The sequence below is a fragment of the Streptomyces calvus genome, assembly GCF_006782915.1.
Classification (GTDB): Bacteria; Actinomycetota; Actinomycetes; order Streptomycetales; family Streptomycetaceae; genus Streptomyces; species Streptomyces calvus.
The window spans coordinates 869483-889270 of the sequence record NZ_VCNP01000056.1; the positions used below are offsets into that span (position 1 = coordinate 869483).

At 73.7% G+C, this 19788-nt stretch carries 20 protein-coding genes; 12 read left to right on the top strand and 8 right to left on the bottom strand.

Annotation, left to right across the window (positions count from 1 at the left end; all coding sequences use genetic code 11):
* Positions 1-91 precede the first annotated feature (91 nt).
* Positions 92-982 (top strand): NAD(P)H-binding protein, encoded by an 891-nt coding sequence (locus FGW31_RS32230; RefSeq protein WP_142197072.1) that lies wholly within the window; start codon positions 92-94, stop codon positions 980-982.
* 14 nt (positions 983-996) lie between these two features.
* Here FGW31_RS32230 and FGW31_RS32235 read toward each other — a convergent pair whose 3' ends face one another.
* Positions 997-1881, bottom strand: coding sequence for a LysR family transcriptional regulator (locus FGW31_RS32235; RefSeq protein ID WP_142197073.1), 885 nt, complete (start codon positions 1879-1881; stop codon positions 997-999).
* A gap of 119 nt (positions 1882-2000) precedes the next feature.
* On the opposite strand from FGW31_RS32235, the gene FGW31_RS32240 reads away from it, so the two are divergent.
* From FGW31_RS32240 to FGW31_RS32265, 6 genes are all read left to right on the top strand, one after another.
* Entirely contained in the window at positions 2001-2672 is a 672-nt protein-coding gene (locus FGW31_RS32240; protein ID WP_142197320.1) for a succinate dehydrogenase, read from the top strand.
* A 2-nt stretch (positions 2673-2674) separates the two neighbouring features.
* Positions 2675-4624, top strand: a complete 1950-nt coding sequence (locus FGW31_RS32245; protein WP_142197074.1) for a fumarate reductase/succinate dehydrogenase flavoprotein subunit — start codon at positions 2675-2677, stop codon at positions 4622-4624.
* A complete protein-coding gene (locus FGW31_RS32250) occupies positions 4621-5370 on the top strand; it encodes a succinate dehydrogenase/fumarate reductase iron-sulfur subunit (RefSeq protein ID WP_142197075.1) in 750 nt (249 codons plus the stop codon). Before FGW31_RS32245 ends, FGW31_RS32250 begins: the two co-directional genes overlap by 4 nt.
* A 227-nt stretch (positions 5371-5597) precedes the next feature.
* Positions 5598-6377: a GNAT family N-acetyltransferase gene (locus FGW31_RS32255; RefSeq protein ID WP_142197076.1), complete on the top strand. Its 780-nt coding sequence runs from the start codon at positions 5598-5600 to the stop codon at positions 6375-6377.
* Entirely contained in the window at positions 6377-7189 is an 813-nt protein-coding gene (locus tag FGW31_RS32260; protein WP_142197077.1) for a lysophospholipid acyltransferase family protein, read from the top strand. The genes FGW31_RS32255 and FGW31_RS32260 overlap by 1 nt, the downstream gene beginning before the upstream one ends.
* Before the next feature lie 90 nt (positions 7190-7279).
* The gene (locus FGW31_RS32265) at positions 7280-8329 is read left to right on the top strand and encodes a DUF2382 domain-containing protein (protein ID WP_142197078.1); all 1050 of its coding nucleotides are present in this window, start codon (positions 7280-7282) and stop codon (positions 8327-8329) included.
* A 56-nt stretch (positions 8330-8385) separates the two neighbouring features.
* Here the strand turns inward: FGW31_RS32265 and FGW31_RS32270 are convergent, their stop codons facing one another.
* Complete coding sequence (locus FGW31_RS32270) at positions 8386-9405, bottom strand: LLM class flavin-dependent oxidoreductase (RefSeq protein ID WP_142197080.1); 1020 nt, start codon at positions 9403-9405, stop codon at positions 8386-8388.
* Between the two features lie 90 nt (positions 9406-9495).
* Between FGW31_RS32270 and FGW31_RS32275 the strand changes: the two genes are divergently transcribed.
* Positions 9496-9987, top strand: coding sequence for a phosphatase domain-containing protein (locus FGW31_RS32275; RefSeq protein WP_142197081.1), 492 nt, complete (start codon positions 9496-9498; stop codon positions 9985-9987).
* 27 nt (positions 9988-10014) lie between these two features.
* On the opposite strand, the gene FGW31_RS32280 is transcribed toward FGW31_RS32275, so the two are convergent.
* Positions 10015-10230, bottom strand: a complete 216-nt coding sequence (locus FGW31_RS32280) for a dodecin (RefSeq protein ID WP_142197082.1) — start codon at positions 10228-10230, stop codon at positions 10015-10017.
* Between the two features lie 230 nt (positions 10231-10460).
* Here FGW31_RS32280 and FGW31_RS32285 point away from each other — a divergent pair, with 230 nt between their 5' ends.
* Positions 10461-11714 (top strand): extracellular solute-binding protein, encoded by a 1254-nt coding sequence (locus FGW31_RS32285; protein WP_142197083.1) that lies wholly within the window; start codon positions 10461-10463, stop codon positions 11712-11714.
* Between the two features lie 28 nt (positions 11715-11742).
* On the opposite strand, the gene egtD is transcribed toward FGW31_RS32285, so the two are convergent.
* The 4 genes from egtD to egtA are packed head-to-tail and all read right to left on the bottom strand — an operon-like array spanning position 11743 to position 16182.
* Positions 11743-12705: an L-histidine N(alpha)-methyltransferase gene (egtD, locus tag FGW31_RS32290; RefSeq protein ID WP_142197084.1), complete on the bottom strand. Its 963-nt coding sequence runs from the start codon at positions 12703-12705 to the stop codon at positions 11743-11745.
* On the bottom strand, positions 12702-13508 hold the full coding sequence (gene egtC / locus FGW31_RS32295; protein WP_142197085.1) for an ergothioneine biosynthesis protein EgtC: 807 nt from the start codon (positions 13506-13508) through the stop codon (positions 12702-12704). Before egtC ends, egtD begins: the two co-directional genes overlap by 4 nt.
* Complete coding sequence (egtB, locus tag FGW31_RS32300) at positions 13508-14824, bottom strand: ergothioneine biosynthesis protein EgtB (protein ID WP_142197086.1); 1317 nt, start codon at positions 14822-14824, stop codon at positions 13508-13510. Before egtB ends, egtC begins: the two co-directional genes overlap by 1 nt.
* On the bottom strand, positions 14821-16182 hold the full coding sequence (gene egtA / locus FGW31_RS32305) for an ergothioneine biosynthesis glutamate--cysteine ligase EgtA (RefSeq protein ID WP_233288750.1): 1362 nt from the start codon (positions 16180-16182) through the stop codon (positions 14821-14823). The genes egtB and egtA overlap by 4 nt, the downstream gene beginning before the upstream one ends.
* Before the next feature lie 304 nt (positions 16183-16486).
* On the opposite strand from egtA, the gene FGW31_RS32310 reads away from it, so the two are divergent.
* A complete protein-coding gene (locus FGW31_RS32310; protein WP_161175033.1) occupies positions 16487-17377 on the top strand; it encodes a TIGR02452 family protein in 891 nt (296 codons plus the stop codon).
* On the opposite strand, the gene FGW31_RS32315 is transcribed toward FGW31_RS32310, so the two are convergent.
* A complete protein-coding gene (locus tag FGW31_RS32315) occupies positions 17331-17777 on the bottom strand; it encodes a type II toxin-antitoxin system PemK/MazF family toxin (protein WP_142197088.1) in 447 nt (148 codons plus the stop codon). The two genes, FGW31_RS32310 and FGW31_RS32315, sit on opposite strands and share 47 nt — an antisense overlap.
* A gap of 151 nt (positions 17778-17928) precedes the next feature.
* Here FGW31_RS32315 and FGW31_RS32320 point away from each other — a divergent pair, with 151 nt between their 5' ends.
* Together FGW31_RS32320 and FGW31_RS32325 are read left to right on the top strand one after the other, a co-directional pair.
* Entirely contained in the window at positions 17929-18735 is an 807-nt protein-coding gene (locus tag FGW31_RS32320; RefSeq protein WP_142197089.1) for a nucleotidyltransferase domain-containing protein, read from the top strand.
* A 558-nt stretch (positions 18736-19293) separates the two neighbouring features.
* Complete coding sequence (locus tag FGW31_RS32325) at positions 19294-19722, top strand: VOC family protein (RefSeq protein ID WP_142197321.1); 429 nt, start codon at positions 19294-19296, stop codon at positions 19720-19722.
* The last annotated feature ends 66 nt before the right edge of the window (positions 19723-19788 follow it).

Sequence of the window (19788 nt, forward strand, 5' to 3'; positions counted from 1 at the left end):
GCACAGGATGGAGGGGCGCCGGGACGCGAGCGGAACGCCTCCCCGGCCCCGGCGCGCTCCCTTTCGTCCCGACGCTACGGAGTCGTGCCTCGTGATCGTCATCACCACCCCCACCGGCGGCATCGGCCGGCAGGTCCTCGACAACGTCCTCGACACCCTCGACGACGGGGCCGCGGTCCGCGTGATCGCCCGCGATCCCGCCCGGCTGACTCCGCGGGCCCGCGCACGGGCCGAGGTCTTCCGGGGATCGCACGCCGACCCCGACGTCCTCGCCGCGGCCTGCACCGGCGCCGACCAGGTGTTCTGGCTGGTACCGCCCGCGCCCGGCGCCGACAGCGTCGAGGGCCACTTCCGTGACTTCACGACCCCGCTGTGCGACGTGATCGCGCGGCGGGGTGTCGAGCGCGTCGTCGCCGTCTCCACCCTCGGGCGAGGCGTCGCGGAGAACGCCGGGCCGATCTCCGCATCGCTCGCCATGGACGACCGCGTCGCCGCCACCGGAGCGCACTACCGGGCGCTGTGCCCGCCCTTCCTGATGGAGAACCTGCTCGGCCAGGCGGCCGCCCTGCGGGCCACGGGCGCTTTCCGCATGGCCTACCCCGCGGACCGCGTCCTGCGCACCTGCGCCACCGCCGACATCGCGGCGACGGCGGCCCGGCTGCTGCTCGACGGCGCCTGGACCGGCCGCGCCGACGTCCCGCTGGTCGGACCCGACGACCTCACCCCCGAGGGCATGGCGGAGGTCCTGTCCGAGGTACTGGACCGCCCGGTACGGATGATCGAAAGCACCCCGGAGGAGTACCGGACCTCGGCCCTGCGCTTCGGCGCGAGCGAGAGCGGTGCCCAAGGGCTCGCCGACATGGCCTCCGCGATGGCTGACCAGGACTTCTACGGGAAGGGCGAGCCCAGCACCCCGGACACCGCGCCCACGAGCTTCCGCCGCTGGTGCGAGGAGGTGCTCAGGCCGGCCGTCCTCGGCTGACGGGCCTGAGCACCTCACCGCTCCAGCAGCATCCGCTGCAGCTCCCGTGCCGCCCGGGGCGGAGCCACGTCGCTGCGGTGCGCCAGCGCGATGGTCCGGTGCAGCCCCGGCCGGGCCAGCGGCGTCACCCGCAGCCCGTGCCCCGACCGCGCCGCCACCATGCGCGGTACGACGGCGACGCCCAGCCCCGCCCGCACGAACCCCAGCACGGCGTCCATCTCGCCGCCCTCCACCGCGAACTCCGGCTCGAAGCCCTCCGCGCGGCACGCGGCCACAGTCAGTTCGCGCAGGTCGTAGCCGTGCCGGAACATCACCAGGCGCTCGCCCTCCAGGTCGGCGATGCGCACGGCCCGCCTGCCGCGTCCGGGGAACGGGGCGTCCGGTGAGGACACCACCACCAGGTCCTCGCGCAGCAGTTCCACCGTGGTCAGCGCGGGCGAGGGCGACGGCAGCGGCAGCACGACCAGGGCGAGGTCCAGTGCGCCGCGTGCCAGCTCCCGCACCAGGTCGTGCGAGCCGCTCTCCTCGACCAGCAGCCGGACGCCCGGATAGCGGTCGTGGAAGGCGCGCAGCACGTCCGGCAGCAGACCGGTGCACAGGCTCGGCGTCGCGCCCAGCCGGACCCGGCCGCTGCGCAGCTGCGCCACCTCCTGCACCTCGTGCCGGGCGGTGTCCGCGTCCGCGAGGATCCGCCGGGCCAGCGGCAGCAGCGCCTCGCCCGCGTCGGTCAGCGTGATGTTCCCACGCGCCCGCCGGAACAGGTCCGCGCCCAGCTCCCGTTCCAGCGCCTTGATCTGCTGCGACAGGGACGGCTGCGCGACATGGACCGTCTCGGCGGCCCGGGTGAAGTGCCGGGTCTCCGCGACGGCCACGAAGTACTGGAGCTGCTGGAACTGCATCCAGTCATCATAGGCGTCTCCTATCGAATCCAGCCGTTCCATGTCTTGGACCGATGGGGTCCTCCGGCTCTAGCGTCGGTGACATGGCTCTGGCAACGCGGACGGACCGACGGCCGTCCATGGCACGCACCGTGTGGGACTCGACCGTCGGCAAGAAGGCAGTGATGGCGGTCAGCGGCCTGATCATGCTGCTGTACCTGGTCGTCCACATGATCGGAAACCTGAAGATCTTCTTCGGGCCCGGCGAGTTCAACCACTACGCGCACTGGCTGCGCACCGTGGGCGAGCCGTTCATGCACCACGAGTGGACCCTGTGGCTGGTCCGGGTCGTGCTGGTCGTCGCGGTCGTCGCCCACGCCGTCTCCGCGTACCAGCTCAGCCGCCGCGACATCAAGGCGCGCCCCAGCAAGTACGTGCACAGCAAGCCCCGCGCCAGTTACGCCACGCGCACCATGCGCTGGGGCGGCATCATCCTCGCGCTGTTCATCGTCTGGCACGTCCTGGACCTGACCACCGGCCATGTGCACTCCGGCGGCTTCGAGAGCGGCAAGCCCTACCAGAACGTCGTGGACACCTTCTCCACCTGGTACGGCAACGCCGTCTACATCGTCGCGATGCTCGCCGTCGGCCTGCACATCCGGCACGGCTTCTGGAGCGCCGCCCAGACCCTCGGCGTCGGCAGCCGCACCCGCGACCGCGCCCTGAAGACCGTCGCCAACGTCCTCGCGCTGCTGCTCACGGCCGGCTTCCTCGCCGTACCCGTGGGCGTCATGACCCAAGTGGTGAGCTGACCATGACTTCCTACACCGCGTACGCGACCGGCGAGCCGGTCGCCGACACCAAGGCCCCCGCCGGCCCCGTCCACGAGCGCTGGGACCGGCGCCGCTTCGAGGCCAAGCTGGTCAACCCCGCCAACCGGCGCAAGCACACCGTCATCGTGGTCGGCACCGGCCTCGCGGGCGGCTCCGCCGGCGCCACCCTCGCCGAACAGGGCTACCACGTCGTCCAGTTCTGCTACCAGGACTCCCCGCGCCGCGCCCACTCCATCGCCGCGCAGGGCGGCATCAACGCGGCGAAGAACTACCGCAACGACGGCGACTCGATCCACCGCCTCTTCTACGACACCGTCAAGGGCGGCGACTTCCGCGCCCGCGAGTCCAACGTGCACCGCCTCGCGCAGATCTCCGTCGAGATCATCGACCAGTGCGTGGCGCAGGGCGTGCCCTTCGCCCGCGAGTACGGCGGACTGCTCGACACCCGCTCCTTCGGCGGCGTCCAGGTCTCCCGCACCTTCTACGCCCGCGGCCAGACGGGCCAGCAGCTCCTCCTCGGCGCCTACCAGGCGCTGTCGCGGCAGATCGCCGCCGGCAACGTCGAACTGCACCCGCGCACCGAGATGCTCGACCTGATCGTGATCGACGGGCGGGCCCGCGGCATCGTCGCCCGGGACCTGGTCACCGGGAGGATCGACACCTACTTCGCGGACGCCGTCGTCCTCGCCACCGGTGGCTACGGCAACGTCTTCTACCTGTCGACGAACGCGATGAACTCCAACGCGACCGCCGTGTGGCGGGCGCACCGGCGCGGCGCGTACTTCGCCAACCCCTGCTTCACGCAGATCCATCCGACCTGCATCCCGCGCACCGGCGACCACCAGTCGAAGCTGACGCTGATGAGCGAGTCGCTGCGCAACGACGGCCGGATCTGGGTGCCGAAGGCCAAGGGCGACACCCGCCCGCCGAACCTGATCCCCGAGGACGAGCGCGACTACTACCTGGAGCGCATCTACCCCTCCTTCGGCAACCTCGTCCCCCGCGACATCGCCTCCCGCGCCGCGAAGAACGTCTGCGACGAGGGCCGCGGCGTCGGCCCCGGCGGCCAGGGCGTCTACCTGGACTTCGCCGACGCGATCAAGCGCATGGGCCGCAAGGCGGTCGAGGCCAGGTACGGCAACCTCTTCGACATGTACCAGCGGATCACCGACGAGGATCCGTACGAGGTGCCGATGCGGATCTACCCCGCCGTGCACTACACGATGGGCGGCCTGTGGGTCGACTACGACCTCCAGACCACCGTGCCGGGCCTGTTCGCGATCGGCGAGGCCAACTTCTCCGACCACGGCGCCAACCGGCTCGGTGCCTCCGCGCTCATGCAGGGCCTGGCCGACGGCTACTTCGTCGTCCCGGCCACCGTCAACGACTACCTGGCCCGCACCCCGCAGCAGCAGGAGGTGACCGAGGACCACCCCGTCGTGCAGGAGGTGCTGGCGGAGACCCAGGACCGGCTGAACCTGCTGCTGTCCGTCGACGGCGACCGCACCCCCGACTCCTTCCACCGCGAACTCGGCGAAGTCATGTGGGAGTTCTGCGGCATGGCCCGCACCGACTCCGGACTGCGCAAGGCGCTGGAGCGGATCCCGCAGATCCGCGAGGAGTTCTGGCGGCGCATCAAGGTCCCCGGCACCGGCGAGGAGTTCAACCAGTCGCTGGAGAAGGCCAACCGCATCGTCGACTACCTGGAACTCGCCGAGCTGATGTGCCTCGACGCGCTGCACCGCGCCGAGTCCTGCGGCGGACACTTCCGCGAGGAGTCCCAGACCCCGGACGGCGAGGCCGCCCGCAGGGACGAGGAGTTCTCCTACGCCGCCGCCTGGGAGTTCACCGGCACCGGCGAGGCGCCCGTCCTGCACAAGGAAGACCTGGTCTTCGAGTACGTCCACCCCACCCAGCGGAGCTACGCATGAAGCTCACCCTGCGCGTCTGGCGGCAGAAGAACGCCGACGCCGACGGCACCATGTCCACGTACGAGGTGGACGGCATCTCACCCGACATGTCCTTCCTGGAGATGCTCGACACCCTCAACGAGGAGCTGATCCTCAAGGGCGAGGACCCCGTCGCCTTCGACCACGACTGCCGCGAGGGCATCTGCGGCGCCTGCTCGCTGGTGATCAACGGCGACGCGCACGGCCCCGAGCGCACCACCACCTGCCAGCTGCACATGCGGTCCTTCCGGGACGGCGACACCATCGACGTCGAACCGTGGCGGGCCTCCGCCTTCCCGGTCGTCAAGGACCTGGTGGTCGACCGCTCCGCCTTCGACCGCATCATCCAGGCCGGCGGCTACATCACCGCGCCGACCGGCTCCGCGCCGGAGGCCCACGCCACGCCCGTGCCCAAGCCGGACGCGGACTTCGCCTTCGAGCACGCCGAGTGCATCGGCTGCGGTGCCTGCGTCGCCGCCTGCCCCAACGGCGCGGCGATGCTGTTCACCTCCGCCAAGGTCAACCACCTCAACGTCCTGCCGCAGGGCGCGCCCGAGCGGGAGACCCGCGTGCTGGACATGGTGGCGCAGATGGACGAGGAGGGCTTCGGCGGCTGCACCCTCGCCGGCGAGTGCGCCACCGCCTGCCCGAAGGGCATCCCGCTCACCTCCATCACGGGCATGAACAAGGAGTGGCTGCGGGCCACCCGCAAGGCGGCCAAGCGGTAGCCGCCCCGCAGACGTTCGCCGGAGGTGCGGACGGACGGGGCCGGGACAGGTGCTCATCGACCCGGCCCCGTCTCGCTTTCCGCCCCTGGCATTCAACATCCCCACATCCGCGCTCCCGGCACAGGTCACGCGCGCGCCAACCGGCATCGGAAGAACAGGAGCGGCGGCCCGCACGACCACGGGCCGCCCCCGCTCCGCCGTCCCCGGCCCGTGCCCAGGAGTCAGCCATGACCGCCGTCACCACGCTCCACCGTCCCCCACAGCCCTCGGCGCCCACCCGCTACACCGTCGCCCTCGCCCGCGACGAGGAGGACGTGCGTGCCGCGCAGCGGCTGCGCCACGACGTCTTCGCCGGTGAGATGGGCGCCCTGCTGTCCACTCCGCAGCCGGGGCTGGACGTCGACCCGTTCGACGCCTACTGCGACCACCTGCTCGTCCGGGAGGAGGTGAGCGGGCAGGTCGTCGGCACCTACCGCCTGCTGCCCCCGGAGCGCGCCGGGATCGCCGGCCGGCTGTACGCGGAGAGCGAGTTCGACCTCTCGCCGCTGGACCCGATACGTTCCTCGCTCGTCGAGGTCGGCCGCTCCTGCGTGCACCCCGACCACCGCGACGGCGCGGTCATCGGCCTCATCTGGGCGGGCATCGCCCGCTACATGACCGACCGCGGCCACGCCTGGCTGGCCGGCTGCTGCTCCGTCCCGCTCGCCGACGGCGGCGCGCTGGCCTCCGCCACCTGGGACCGGGTGCGCGACCGGCACCTGGCGCCCGAGGAGTACCGGGTGCGCCCGCTGCACCCCTGGCTGCCCAGGACCGCCGAACCCGCCGCGCCCGCCGCGGCCACCGAACTGCCCGCCCTGCTGCGCGGCTACATCCGGCTCGGCGCCTGGGTCTGTGGCGAGCCCGCGCACGACGTGGACTTCGGCGTCGCCGACCTCTACGTGCTGCTGCCGATGGACCGGGTCAACCCCCGCTACCTGCGGCACTTCCTCTCCCTCGTCCCCGCCTGATGAGCGTCTGGCTGCCCGGCGCGCCCTGCACCCCGCGGGGCTGCGTACGGCCGACGGCGCGCCCCGCGGCCGTACCGCTGGCGGTGCTGCGGCTGACGGCGGTCGCCGTGCTGCTGCTGGCCGGGATCGTGCTGCTGCCGCTCGGGCGGCGGATCCCGGCGGGCCCGGTGCGGTGGTGGTCCCGGTGGATCGTGCGCGCCGCCGGGGTCCGCGTCCGCATCGCCGGAGCCGCCGCGCCCGCCGGCGGGCTGCTGCTCGTCGCCAACCACATCTCCTGGCTGGACGTACCGCTGCTCGCGGCCGTCCGTCCGGCACGCATGCTGGCCAAGACCGAGATACGGCGGTGGCCCGTGGCGGGCGCGCTGGCCGCGCGCGGCGGGGTGCTGTTCATCGACCGCGACCGGCTGCGCGCCCTGCCCGGCACGGTCGCGGCCGTCGCCGCCGTGCTGCGCGCGGGCGCCGCCGTCGCGGCGTTCCCCGAGGGCAGCACCTGGTGCGGCCGGGCGCAGGGAACGTTCCGCCGCGCGGTCTTCCAGGCGGCGCTGGACGCCGGGGTGCCGGTGCAGCCGGTCCGCATCCGCTACCTCGGCGCGGGCGGTACGCCGGCCACGGCGCCGGCCTTCGTCGGCGACGACACGCTCCTGGCGTCCCTGTGGCGGGTGGCGTCCGCGCGCGGGGTCGTCGCCGAGGTCGAGGTCGTGGCGCCCATACCGGCGGGCCGCCACGCCGACCGCCGGTCCCTGGCGCTCGCGGCGCAGCCGGAGACCGACGCTGAGCACGCACACGGCCACCCTGAGTACAGAATCATCTGAATTGATGATATTTGTCCGCTTTGATCAGTTTCCGTAGGGCTGATCCAGGAGAACCGGAGAGGAGCGAACCCGAAGGGAGGGTGATGCAAGATGATCACCCGCGAAGAGATCTCGATCCTGCTGGATCACCCCGTGTACGACGGGGACGGCAACAAGATCGGCGACGCGAAGCACGTCTTCCTCGACGACGCGAGTGGACGCCCCGAGTGGGTGACCGTCAAAACAGGAATGTTCGGTTCCAACGAGTCGTTCGTGCCCATCCGCGACGCCACGCTGGTGGAGGACCACCTCGAAGTCCCCTACCGCAAGGACAAGATCAAGGGTGCGCCCAACGTCGACATCGACGCGGGCGGACATCTGTCGGTCGACGAGGAACACCGCCTCTACGACTACTACGGCATCGACTGGGGTTCCGTGATGAGGGAGCCCGGCGAAGGCCGCTCGCCCGGCATGGGCACGGCCGGCACCGCGGGCACCGCGGGCACCGCCGGGACCGCCGGAGCAGCCGGAGCAGCCGGAGCCGCCGGCACGGCGGGCATGGCGGGCCGTCGGGGCGACGCCACGCGCACGGGCGCGCCGGGAACGACCGGTGCCCCGGGCACCACGGGCGCTCCCGGAACCACCGGCAGGGCCGGTACGGCCGACACCACGGGCATGGCCGGCCGCCGGGGCGAAGCCCGCACCGGCACACGCGACGACAACGCCATGACCCGCTCGGAGGAGCGGATGCACGTCGGCGTCGAGCGGCACGAGTCCGGCCGGGCCAGGCTGCGCAAGTACGTGGTCACCGAGGAGGTGCAGCAGACGGTGCCGCTGCGTCACGAGGAGGTCCGCGTGGAGCGCGAGCCCATCACGGACGCCAACCGCGGTGCCGCCATGTCGGGCCCGGACTTCACGGAGTCCGAGTACGAGGTCACGCTGCACGAGGAACGCCCCGTCGTCGAGACCGAGGCGGTCCCCGTCGAGCGGGTGCGGCTGACCACCGAGGAGAAGACCACGGACGAGGTCGTCCGCGGACGGGTCCGCAAGGAGCGCATCGAGGCCGAGACCGACATGACCGACGAGACCAAGCAGCGCGGCCGTGACGTCCCGGGCCGCGGCACCCCGGGCCGCGACGTCCCCCGCAAGGGCCGCCCGTAGGACGGTCCGGACCGACCGAACCCTCTCTCACCCCAGCACGCCGCGCCGGTACGACGTCACCGGCGCGGCGCGCTGCCGTCCAGGCCCGCGACCACGGCGAGCCGCCGGTAGGAGTCCAGCAGCGCCTCCCGGTCGTGGGTGCTGGTGGTGACGAGCACCTCCTGCGCCCCCGTGTCCTTCAGCACCGCCTCCAGCCCGTGCGCCACCTCCTCCTCGGTGCCGGCGAGCTGCCCGGCGAGCCCCGACTCGTACAGATCGCGCTCCTTCGCGGTCATGGCGAGCGCCTCGACGCGCTCCGCGGGCGGCAACGGCGGGAAGGTGCCGTGCGTGCGCGAGTACGCCATCGACCAGGCCTCCGGGACCAGCAGGCGGCGCGCCTCCTCGGGCGTGCCGGCCACCGCGACGGTCCCGGAGACCACCACGTACGGCTCGCTCGCCCACTGCGAAGGGCGGAACAGCTCCCGGTACCGGTCGATGCCGCGCCGCATCCGGTCACGGTGGCGCAGGTCACCGATGACCATCGGCAGGCCCGCGCGGGCCGCGATCGCCGCGCCCTCACCCATGGCCAGCACGAACGGCGGCACGGTCAGACCCTCGGCCGGCCGGGCGTGCACACCGGTCGGCGAGGTGCCCCGGAACCAGCCCAGCAGCTCCTCGAGCTGGGCCGCGAAGTCCTCCGCGTCGCCCTTGCCGCGTCCCAGCGCCCGGCGCACCCCGTCGGTGAACCCCACCGAGCGGCCCAGGCCCATGTCGACCCGTCCCGGGAACAGCGACTCCAGGACCCCGAACTGCTCGGCCACCACCAGCGGCCGGTGGTTGGGCAGCATGACCCCGCCGGTGCCGACGCGGATCGTCCGGGTCGCCCCGGCGACGGCGGCGGCCAGCACGGTCGGCGCCGACCCGGCGACCCCGGGCACACCGTGGTGCTCGGACACCCAGAACCGGTGGTAGCCGAGCCGCTCCACCTCCCGCGCCAGGCGCACGGTGTCACGCAGCGCCTCGGGGCCGGAGTGCCCCTCACGGGTGCGGGACCGGTCGAGTACGGAGAAGCGGGCCGAGGCGATCACGGAACTCATACCGTCTTCAACACCCCGCGGCCGGCAGGATTCCGCACCACCGCGCCCCGCCCCGGGTCCGTCCGGCGGAAAGACCCTAGGCTGTGCGGTGTGACCGACCGCAACGAGCGGCCGCTGGCCGTGTTCGACCTCGACAACACCCTCGCCGGCACGGCGCACCGGCAGCGGTTCCTGGAGCGCAGACCGCGCGACTGGGACGCCTTCTTCGCCGCCGCGCCGCAGGACCCGCCGCTCGCCGAGGGCGTCGCGCTGGTGCTCCGCAGCGCGCGGGACTGCGAGATCGTCTACCTCACCGGGCGGCCCGAACGCTGCCGCCGGGACACACTGGACTGGCTCGCCGCCCAGGGGCTGCCCGAGGGCGACCTGCACATGCGCGGCAACGCCGACCGCCGGCCCGCCCGCCACACCAAGCTGGCGATCCTGCGCCGCCTCGCCCGCACCCGGCAGGTGCGCATGCTGGTCGACGACGACGAACTGGTCTGCCTGGACGCGCGACGCGCGGGCTTCACCGTCGTCCACGCCCGCTGGGCGGCTCCGTCCGGCGAGCTGAAGGACGCGCAGGAGCGTGAGGGGCGGACCTGAGCCCGCGGATCCCGCTCCGTCCAGTCGTCAGTCGGTCGCGTCCAGGCGGAAGCCGACCTTCAGGCCCACCTGCCAGTGCGCGATGTGCCCCTCCTCGATCTGGCCGCGCACCTGGGTCACCTCGAACCAGTCCAGATGCCGCAGCGTCTGTGAGGCGCGCTCGATGCCGTTGCGTACGGCCTGGTCGACGCCCTCGGGCGAGGTGCCGACGATCTCCGTGACCCGGTAGATGTGGTTCGACATGCGCGTACTCCTCTTCCCGGCGGCCGCTCCCAGGCTCGGAGCCGCCGCCTGTGCCACAGGTCACTCCACCGTGCCCCACCGGGCGGCCGGGCGCGAGGCGTCGGCCCCGTTCGCCTGACCCGCTTGACCTGTCGATTGGTCCATACCAAGATGCTGGGCACCCGCCCGAGCCTCCGCTCGCCCCCCACGTCGGGCCCCGCCCTGTCCGCCAGACAGAAACAGGACCCCTCGTGAGACGACGTCTGCTCGCCCTTGTCTGCGTGTCCGCCTCCCTGCTCGGCGGCTGCGGGCTGTTGCCCGACCGCGCAGCCGAACGGCGCACGGTCACCGTGTGGCTGATGCAGCACAGCGCCTCCCCGGAGTTCCTCGGCCGTTTCACCGAGGAGTTCGAGCGCGAGCATCCCGCACTCGACCTCGACATCCGCATCCAGGAGTGGACCGGCATCGGCGAGAAGGTGCAGCGGGCGCTGGACACGGGCGGGCCCGGCGGGCCCGACGTCATCGAGGTCGGCAACACCCAGGTCACCCAGTACGCCGAGGGCGACGGACTGCTCGACCTCACCCTGGAGTCGATGCGGGACTGGGGCCGCGACGCATGGCTGCCCGGCCTCGCCGAACCCGGCCGCTGGGGTTCCCAGCAGTACGGCATCCCCTGGTACGCCGCCAACCGCGTCGTCATCTACCGCAAGGACCTCTTCCGCCGGGCCGGCATCACCGCCCCGCCGAGGACCCGCGACGAGTGGCTCACCGTCACCGAGAAGCTCAACACCGGCGGCAACCAGGGCATTTACCTCGCCGGGCAGGACTGGTACACGCTCGCCGGATTCATCTGGGAGGAGGGCGGGGAACTCGCCGAAGGGGACGACGGCGTCTGGCGCGGCACCCTCGACAGCCCCGCCGCCCTGCGCGGCATGGAGTTCTACCGCCGGCTCCAGGCGCTCGGCGACGGCCCCGTCGACGCCGACGAGGAACACCCGCCGCAGGCGGGCGTGTTCGCCGAGGGCCGCGTCGCCCAGATCGTGGCCGTGCCCGGGCTGGCGCGGGCCGTCGTCCGGCAGAACCCGGACCTGGAGGACCGGTTGGGCTACTTCCCGGTGCCCGGAAAGTCCGCCGGCCGGCCCGGCGCCGTGTTCACCGGCGGCTCCGACCTCGTCGTCCCGGCCGACACCGACGTCAGGGAGGGCGCCGTCGAGGTCGTCGCCGCCCTCACCGGCGCCCGCTGGAACACCGACCTGGCCCGCACCATGAACTACGTCCCCAACAAGGCCTCCCTCGCCGGCTCGGTGGCGGGGGAGGAGGGGGTCGCGGCCATGGCGGCCGGAGCCGCACAGGGACGCGCGACCCCCGGTACACCCCGGTGGGGCGCGGTCGAGGCGGACAACCCCATCAAGGAGTACATGACGAAGGTGCTCACCGGCGCCGACCCGGCCACGGAGGCACGGCGCGCGGCACGCCGCATCACCGAGGCCCTGGCCTTCGACTGACCCGGCGAGCCGGGCACGGCCCGGTGGGTCAGCGGGCCGTGCTCAGCGACAGCGCGAACCTCCCCTGCGCATCCGTCCACCACCGGACCGTCTCCAGCCCCGCGGCCGACAGTTCCGCACGCACCCCCTCCTGCCGGAACTTCGCCGACACCTCGGTGCGCAGTTCCTCGCCCGCCGCGAAGTCCACGGCGAGTTCCAGCGCCGGCACCTTCACCGTCTGGGCGGTGCGGGAACGCAGCCGCATCTCGATCCACTCCCGCTCGGCGTCCCAGAGCGCCACGTGCTCGAACGCGGCCGGGTCGAAGTCGGCGTCCAGCTCCCGGTTGACGACGTTCAGCACGTTCTTGTTGAAGGCCGCCGTCACACCGGCCGCGTCGTCGTACGCCCGGACCAGCACCGTCTCGTCCTTCACCAGGTCCGTGCCGAGCAGCAGGGCGTCGCCAGGGGCGAGCAGCGAACGGACCGAGGCGAGGAACGCGGCCCGCTCGGCCGGCAGCAGATTGCCGATGGTCCCGCCGAGGAACGCCACCAGCCGCGGCCCCGGCGTGTCGGGCAGCGTCAGCCGGGCCGTGAAGTCGGCGATCAGCGCGTGCACCTCGAGCCCGGGACGCTCCGCGACCAGCGCCTCCCCGGCGAGCGTGAGCGCGCTGGCGCTGACGTCGACGGGCACGTACGTGCGCAGCCCGGTGAGGGCGTCGAGCAGGTGCCGTGTCTTCTCCGAGGAACCGGAGCCCAGTTCGACCAGGGTCCGGGCGCCGGACACCGCGGCGATCTCCCCGGCACGGGCCAGCAGGATCTCGCGTTCGGCGCGCGTCGGGTAGTACTCGGGCAGCGTGGTGATCCGCTCGAACAGCTCGCTGCCGTGTGCGTCGTAGAACCACTTCGGCGGCAGCGTCTTGGGGCTGCCGGTCAGGCCCTCGCGGACGTCGGCGCGCAGCGCGGCGCCGGTGGCGTCCTCGGGCAGGGTGCGGGTGAGAAGGAACGGACTCACGAACGGGGCTCCTTCGAACGTGGTGCGGGTGCGCCGGCCGACGTCAGGACGTCGCCGGGTTCCTCGAGCGGGGTCAGCAGGACGTCCGTACGGCTCGCCGTGAGCAGGGTGCGGTCGGGGACCTCGCACCAGTGCGGATCGTCGTCGTAGGGCTCGGAGGCCACGACGGTGCCTCCGCCGGGCCGGGAGAGGTACCACAGCGAGTCGCCCCAGGCGGTCGCGGTGACCGTGTCGCCGTCGGTGAGCAGCAGGTTGAGCCGGGCGCCGGGAGCCGCCGCGGCGACCTCCAGCACCGTGCCGGCGAGCGCCCGCCCCTCACCGTCGCCGGCCCGCAGCCGGGCGAGGACCAGGGCCCACACGAACGCGGAGTCGTTGCGGGCCTCCAGCGACAGCACGTCCTCGGCGGACAGGGCCCCCACCAGCGGCGCGAGCGAGCCCGGCCACCCCGGAACCGCGCCGTTGTGGCTGAACAGCCACGTCCCGGCGGCGAACGGAGCCGCCGCGGCCTCCGCGTCGGCACCCGACAGGGTCGCGTCCCGTACGGCGGCCAGCAGCGCCCGCGTGCGCACCACCCGGGCCAGGTCCGCGAACGACAGGTCCGCCCAGACCGGCCCCGCCCGGCGGTACCGGGCCGGCACCGGATCGCCCTGCGCGTACCAGCCCACGCCGAAACCGTCGGCGTTGACCGTCCCGTACCGCTGCCGGCGCGGCGCCCAGGACTGGCGGTACAGGCCGTGCGCGGGCTCCACGAGCAGCGCGCCGAGCGGCTCCTCGGGCCCCACGTACGCCACGTGACGGCACATCAGACGTCCTCCGAGCGTGCGGTGCGGAACCCGGAGAAGATCTGCCGCCGGATCGGCAGATCCCAGTTGCGGAACGTCCCCCGGCAGGCCACCGGATCCACGGCGAACGAACCGCCGCGCAGCACCTTGTACTCCGGCCCGAAGAACACCTCCGAGTACTCCTTGTACGGGAACGCCCTGAACCCCGGGTACGGCAGGAAGTCGCTCGCCGTCCACTCCCACACGTCGCCGATCAACTGCCGCACCCCGAGCGGCGACTCGCCCGCCGGATAGCTTCCGGCGGGCGCCGGACGCAGGTGCCGCTGACCGAGGTTGGCGTGCTCGGGACCGGGGTCGGCGTCGCCCCACGGGTAGCGCATCGCACGGTCGCCGGCCGGGTCGTGACGGGCGGCCTTCTCCCACTCGGCCTCGGTGGGCAGCCGGCGCCCGGCCCAGCGGGCGTAGGCGTCGGCCTCGTACCAGCACACGTGCAGCACCGGCTCGTCCGGCGGCACGACCTCCGTGACACCGAACCGGCGCCGCAGCCACTGCCGGCCGTCACGGCGCCAGAACAGCGGCGCCCGGATGGAGTTGCGGCGGATGTGGGCCCAGCCCTCGGCGGTCCACCAGCGTGACTCGTCGTAGCCGCCGTCCTCGATGAACGCCTGGTAGGCGGCGTTCGTCACCGGGGTGGTGTCGATGAAGAAGGACGCCACCTCGCGCCGGTGCGCGGGGCGTTCGTTGTCCAGGGCCCACGGCTCGTCGGAGGTGCCCATGGTGAACGGGCCGCCGGGGACGAGGACTTCGGACGCGCCGGTGAACAGCGGCACCGGGTCCGGGTCGGGCGCGGTCAGGACCTGCGGGCCCCGGCGCAGCTGATGAGTGATCAGCATGGTCTCGTCGTGCTGCTGTTCGTGCTGCGCGATCATCCCGAAGGCGAAGCCCGACTCCGTCAGCCGCGTCCCGTGGAACGCGGCTGCCTCCAGCACGTCCAGGGCCCGGCCGCGCACGTCGGCGGCGTACCGGCGGGCCTCCTCCGGCGGCAGCAGCGGCAGGCCCGGGCGGGCGGAGCGCGGGTGCTCGAAGGCGTCGTAGAGGCTGTCGATCTCGGGCCGTATCGCCTCCTGCCCGGCGACGGCCCGCAGCAGCCACTGCTCCTCCTGGTTGCCGATGTGCGCCAGGTCCCACACCAGCGGGGACATCAACGGCGAGTGCTGGGCGGTCAGATCGGGTCCGTCGACGCAACTGGTGAGCAGCGTGGTGCGGTCCCGCGCCGTGATCAGCGAGGCGACCGCGCGCTCGCGCAGGGCATCGGCGTCGAGGGCGGGGTCGGTCATGAGGGTGTGTCCTTCCCGTGCGGGGCGGGTCCGTGCGGGGCGTGGGAACGGGCGCCGGGTGCCTGCGGCGCGCGGACGCGGGCGGGGCGCAGGTCGGCGCGGAGCGCGTCGAGCAGGTCGTCGGCCGGGCAGCGGCCCCGCGCGACATGGCGCTCGCCGTACGCCGCGACCGCGTCGACGACCCGCGTACCGGCGCCGAGCCGCGGCAGGGCGCGCAGCGCCGCCGCGAAACAGACGGCGGCCACCTCGCGCAGCTCCGGGTCGGCCAGCCCGTGACGGGCCGCGTCCCGCCACAGCGGGTTGTGCGGCGCGGGCCGGCCGTGGGTGCGCTCGGCGAGCGGCTTCACCGCCCGGTAGGCGGTCTCGGCGGCCTCCGGGTCGTCGAACAGCGCCGTCGTCACGGCCAGCGGCACGATCCATCCGTCGTCGCCGGGCTGCGCGTCGATCATCCGCAGCTCCAGATGGCCGCGCGGCCTGACCGGCGGGAACAGGGTCGTGACGTGGTAGTCGAGATCCTCCCGGGTCGCAGGCCTGGGCGCGCCGGACCTGGTCCACTCCCGGAAGGTCAGCCCGTGCGGCACGTGCCACGGTCCGCCGTCGCGCCGTACGCACATGACCGGCGAGTCCAGCACGTGCCGGGCCCAGGCGCCGCGCGGATCGGCATCCAGCACGGGACCGCCCGCCCGGCCGGTGCCGATCTGCGCCCACCGCAGCTGGCGCGTGGACAGCCAGCCGGTGGCCCGGTGACCGGCGACCGGGGAGTTGGCGAACACGGCGACCAGCACCGCGCCCAGCTGGTGCGCCAGCCACCAGCGCCGTACGTGCCCGAGAGGACCGGGTTCCTCGTACCCGGCGTCCAGGCACACCTGCACGGAGGCGGAGGTGCACATCATGGCCCGGCCGGCCGGGCCGGTGCGGTCGAGACAGGCCTCCATGGCGTCGTAGCGCGGCTCGCGCAGGAACCGGCGGGGCGTGTGCCACGGGTCGTGTCCGAGGCCGGCCAGGACGAGTCCGTCCCGGCGCAGTACCGCGCGGACGGCGTCGAGGTCGGCGGAGACGGTGGTGACGCACTCCGTCAGGGAGGCGGCGGGCGGCGAGCTCAGTTCCAGCTGGCCGCCGGGCTCGACGGTGAGCGCCGACCTCAGGGACACGGTGCGCAGGGCGGCGTAGGCCGCTTCGAGTCGTTCGGGTGAGACGGGCAACCGGGGGTCGCGCGCCTCGTGGACGAGCCATTCCACCTCGACCCCGAGGCGGCGCGGCGGTCCGGTCTTGAAGCAGATGCCCCGCACCAGGGCTTCCACCTCGGCTTCCGTGACGGCGGTACGTGGCTCGACGGAGCCACCTGCCGAATCGGACATGTCGGGATCCTCCTGAGATTCCACCATGTCGCCGGGCCGGGGACCTCGACGGCCCCGGCCGTGGCACCAACCCGTCCACCCAAAACCTTCACGTCGCCGGACACAAGGGTGCCTGTCGGGGCGTTCCGGGTCCGTCATCCTTCCCGTCCGGACTGTTCCCGAGGGCTTTTCCGCCCGTCCTCCCGGCCTTGTGGGAGGCGGAAACTCCGTTGCGCCGCATCACCAGCATCGCTCACGATGCCTGCATGAGCACGACGAGAAGGATCGCGCGGCGCCCGGTCACGGCGGCTACGGGGGTGGCGCCGTGAGCGCGCGCCTGCGCGGTATCGCCCAGGAGACCGAGCGGATCGTGGCGGCGGGCACCTACCGCGCGCCCGGCGGTCACGAGGTCTCCCTCGCGGCGGCGGTCGACGCCGCGCGGCAGGGCACCCGGACCCACGGACCGCAACCGGTCGACGTCCCGGCGTTCCACCCGGTGCCGACCCGCATCGAGGTCACCGGCGAGAGCAGCCTGGAGGCCGCGCGCCGCCTGGCCGACGCACCGGCGGACGACACGCCGGCCGTACTGAACTTCGCCTCCGCCCGCAACCCGGGCGGCGGCTACCTCAACGGCGCCCAGGCCCAGGAAGAGGCCCTGTGCCGCGCCTCCGCGCTGTACGCCTGCCTGCTGCGCGCCCGGGACTTCTACGACCACCACCGGGCCCACCGCGACCCGTTCTACACGGACCGGGTGATCCACTCACCCGCCGTGCCCGTCTTCCGCGACGACCGGGGCGAGCTGCTGGACCGGCCGTTCACGGCCGGCTTCCTCACCTCGCCCGCGCCCAACGCCGGCGTGATCGTCTCCCGGACGCCGGAGCGCGCGCGGGAGCTGCCCCGCGCGCTGGAGCTGCGGGCCGGACGCGTCCTGGAGACCGCCCTCGCCCACGGCTACCGTCGGCTGGTGCTGGGCGCCTGGGGCTGCGGAGTGTTCCGCAACGACCCCGCCCAGGTGGCGGCGGCCTTCCGGGCGCACCTGGAGCCGGGCGGACGCTTCGACGGAGCCTTCGCGCACGTGGTGTTCGGCATCCTGGACCGCACCCGCGACGGCGCGGTCCGCGGCGCCTTCGAGCGTGCCTTCGCGGACCTGCCGCCGGACGCGGCGGCGCTCAGCTCCAGCCGTACCGCTCCCGCAGTCGCCGGCGCACGAGGTTGAACCGCATCCGGTCCAGCGCGCACGCCTCCCGGCGCATGCCCTCCTCGTGCAGCCGCAGCACCCGGTCCACGTCGACCCACGAATCCCGGCCCGACCGGTCCCACGGCCCGCTGCCGATCGGCACCCACTCCCGGCGCCCGTCGTGCCGCTTGCTGGTCAACTGCACCGCCAGGAACGTCCCGGCCGCCTCGCGGGCGACCACGAGCACCGGACGGTCCTTGCCCCGGCCGTCGTTCTCCTCGTAGGGAACCCACGTCCACACGATCTCCCCGGGATCGGGGTCGCCGTCGTGCGCGGGGGAGTACTCGGTGCGCACCCGGCCCACCTCGCGGGGCGCGGCCTCGACGGTGGCGGAAGGGCCGTGGCGGCCCGGGGTGTTCTCGGGACTGTAGGCGGTCACAGGCGTACCGTACGGCACACCTGGACGCCGGCCGACGCCCGGTCGGCGGCCACCGGCCGCCGACGGGCCCGCGGACGGGCGGCGGGACACGACGCGGCACGTGGCGGTGGCCGGTGGGACGCGGGCGGGCGCGGGTGCCGAGACTGGTTCCATGAACCGTCCCGCCCTCCCGCCCCGAGAACTGCGCTCCTACCTGGAGGAGCTGGTCCACCGCACCCGCGCCGTCTGCGGGCCCCGCCTGGTGGGCGTCCTGGCCGTCGGATCCCTCGCGCTCGGCGACTACCGGCACGGCCGCAGCGACGTCGACGTGACCGTGGTGACGGACCCCGCGCTGCCCCGGACCGCGCTGCCCGAACTGGCCGGAGCACTGGCCCACCCCGCACTGCCCTGTCCCGCCGCCGGCCTCGAACTGGTCGTCTACCCGGCCGACTTCGCGGCCCGGCCGTCCGGCGCGGCCGGATACCTGCTGGACCTCAACACCGGACCGGCCCTGCCCGAGCGGATCAGTTACGACCCGCGGGACGCGCCGCCGTTCTGGTACGTCCTCGACCGCTCCCTCGCCCACCAGTGCGGCCTGCCGCTGTTCGGCGGGCCGGTGCGGGAGGTGGTCGCCGCGCCGGAGCGTGCCGACGTGCTCGCCGCGCTGCGCGCCTCCGTGCGCGAACACGCCGACGGCGAGGGGCACGTGGCCGACAACCGCGTGCTCAACGGCTGCCGCTCCGTGGTGTACTGCCGCACGGGCCGCTGGGTCGCCAAGCGCGCGGCGGCCGAGGCGGTCGCCGCCTCCGAGGAGACCTTCCGGCCGCTGGTCGCCGACGCGCTGCGCAGCTTCGCCCGTCCCCGGGAGTCGGCGCTCGCGCTGCCCCGGCCGGCGGTGCGGGACTTCCTGGCCTGGGTGGCCGAACGCGTGGACGAGGCGGCCCGCGCCGCCGGGACGGGAGGCGCACCCACCGGCTGAACGCGAGGGGCCCTCGGCCGACGCGGCGCTCCGTCACGGCCCCGCGGGCCACGGGAGGGCCGGGGCGGCGGCGACGCGGGCGTACCACGACCGCACGCCGCACGGCACGCCGCACGCGGCACCGAACGGCTCCGTCGCCGCACCGCACGCGGCATCGCACGGCGCACCGCACGCCGCACGTGGCACCGCATGCCGCACCGCACGGCTCCGCCGCACGACGCACCGCACGCCGCACGCGGCATCGCACGGCGCACCGCACGCCGCACGTGGCACCGCATGCCGCACTCCACGCCGCACCGCACGGCTCCGTCGCCGCACGGCGCACCAGTCGGTCGCTCTGCGACCGCTTGGCTCCGTCGCCGCACGGCGTACCGGTCGGTCGCGCCGCCACCGCGTGGCTCCGCCGCCCGGTGACGGGCCGGGCGTCCGGCGGGGTGCCCGAATTCGCTCGACAGCCCTCGCCGCCGCTGTCTAGGCTGCTGGGCGCGGCATCGCGTGTCGGTCACCGGCTGGGTGAGGCATGGAGGTGCCGCGGATGCCCGTGGAGGCATGGACATCGTGTCAGTCGAGTTCAACCACACCATCGTTCTCACCCGTGACCGGGAGAAGTCCGCCCGTTTCCTCGCCGACGTCCTCGGCCTGGAGGTCGGGGAGCCGGCCGGGATGTTCCTGCCGGTGACGACCGCCAACGGAGTCACCCTGGACTTCGCGACCGTCGACATCGACATCCCGGCACAGCACTACGCGTTCCTCGTCTCCGAGGACGAGTTCGACGCGATCCTCACCCGGCTGGTGGACGCCCGGATCGCCATCCAGGCCGATCCGCACGGCCGCCACCCGCGCCGCATCAACCGCAACGACGGCGGACGCGGCGTCTACTTCCGGGACCCGGCCGGCCACGGCCTGGAAGCCATCACCCGCCCCTACGGCACCGACCCCGCCTCACCGCTGAACGGTGTCACCGAGGAGGTCCCCGGGGCCGTCTGACCGGAACCCGGCCGGTGGCGGACGGGCACCACCCGTCCGCCGCCGGCCCCCGGTTTACACGGCGCG

Excerpts from the sequence above, each read along its gene's own strand:
- FGW31_RS32235 (WP_142197073.1), bottom strand. The coding sequence starts at position 1,881 with ATGCAGTTCCAGCAGCTCCAGTACTTCGTGGCCGTCGCGGAGACCCGG.
- FGW31_RS32240 (WP_142197320.1), top strand. The coding sequence starts at position 2,001 with ATGGCACGCACCGTGTGGGACTCGACCGTCGGCAAGAAGGCAGTGATG.
- FGW31_RS32245 (WP_142197074.1), top strand. The coding sequence starts at position 2,675 with ATGACTTCCTACACCGCGTACGCGACCGGCGAGCCGGTCGCCGACACC.
- FGW31_RS32250 (WP_142197075.1), top strand. The coding sequence starts at position 4,621 with ATGAAGCTCACCCTGCGCGTCTGGCGGCAGAAGAACGCCGACGCCGAC.
- FGW31_RS32255 (WP_142197076.1), top strand. The coding sequence starts at position 5,598 with ATGACCGCCGTCACCACGCTCCACCGTCCCCCACAGCCCTCGGCGCCC.
- FGW31_RS32260 (WP_142197077.1), top strand. The coding sequence starts at position 6,377 with ATGAGCGTCTGGCTGCCCGGCGCGCCCTGCACCCCGCGGGGCTGCGTA.
- FGW31_RS32265 (WP_142197078.1), top strand. The coding sequence starts at position 7,280 with ATGATCACCCGCGAAGAGATCTCGATCCTGCTGGATCACCCCGTGTAC.
- FGW31_RS32270 (WP_142197080.1), bottom strand. The coding sequence starts at position 9,405 with ATGAGTTCCGTGATCGCCTCGGCCCGCTTCTCCGTACTCGACCGGTCC.
- FGW31_RS32280 (WP_142197082.1), bottom strand. The coding sequence starts at position 10,230 with ATGTCGAACCACATCTACCGGGTCACGGAGATCGTCGGCACCTCGCCC.
- egtC (WP_142197085.1), bottom strand. The coding sequence starts at position 13,508 with ATGTGCCGTCACGTGGCGTACGTGGGGCCCGAGGAGCCGCTCGGCGCG.
- egtB (WP_142197086.1), bottom strand. The coding sequence starts at position 14,824 with ATGACCGACCCCGCCCTCGACGCCGATGCCCTGCGCGAGCGCGCGGTC.
- egtA (WP_233288750.1), bottom strand. The coding sequence starts at position 16,182 with ATGTCCGATTCGGCAGGTGGCTCCGTCGAGCCACGTACCGCCGTCACG.
- FGW31_RS32320 (WP_142197089.1), top strand. The coding sequence starts at position 17,929 with ATGAACCGTCCCGCCCTCCCGCCCCGAGAACTGCGCTCCTACCTGGAG.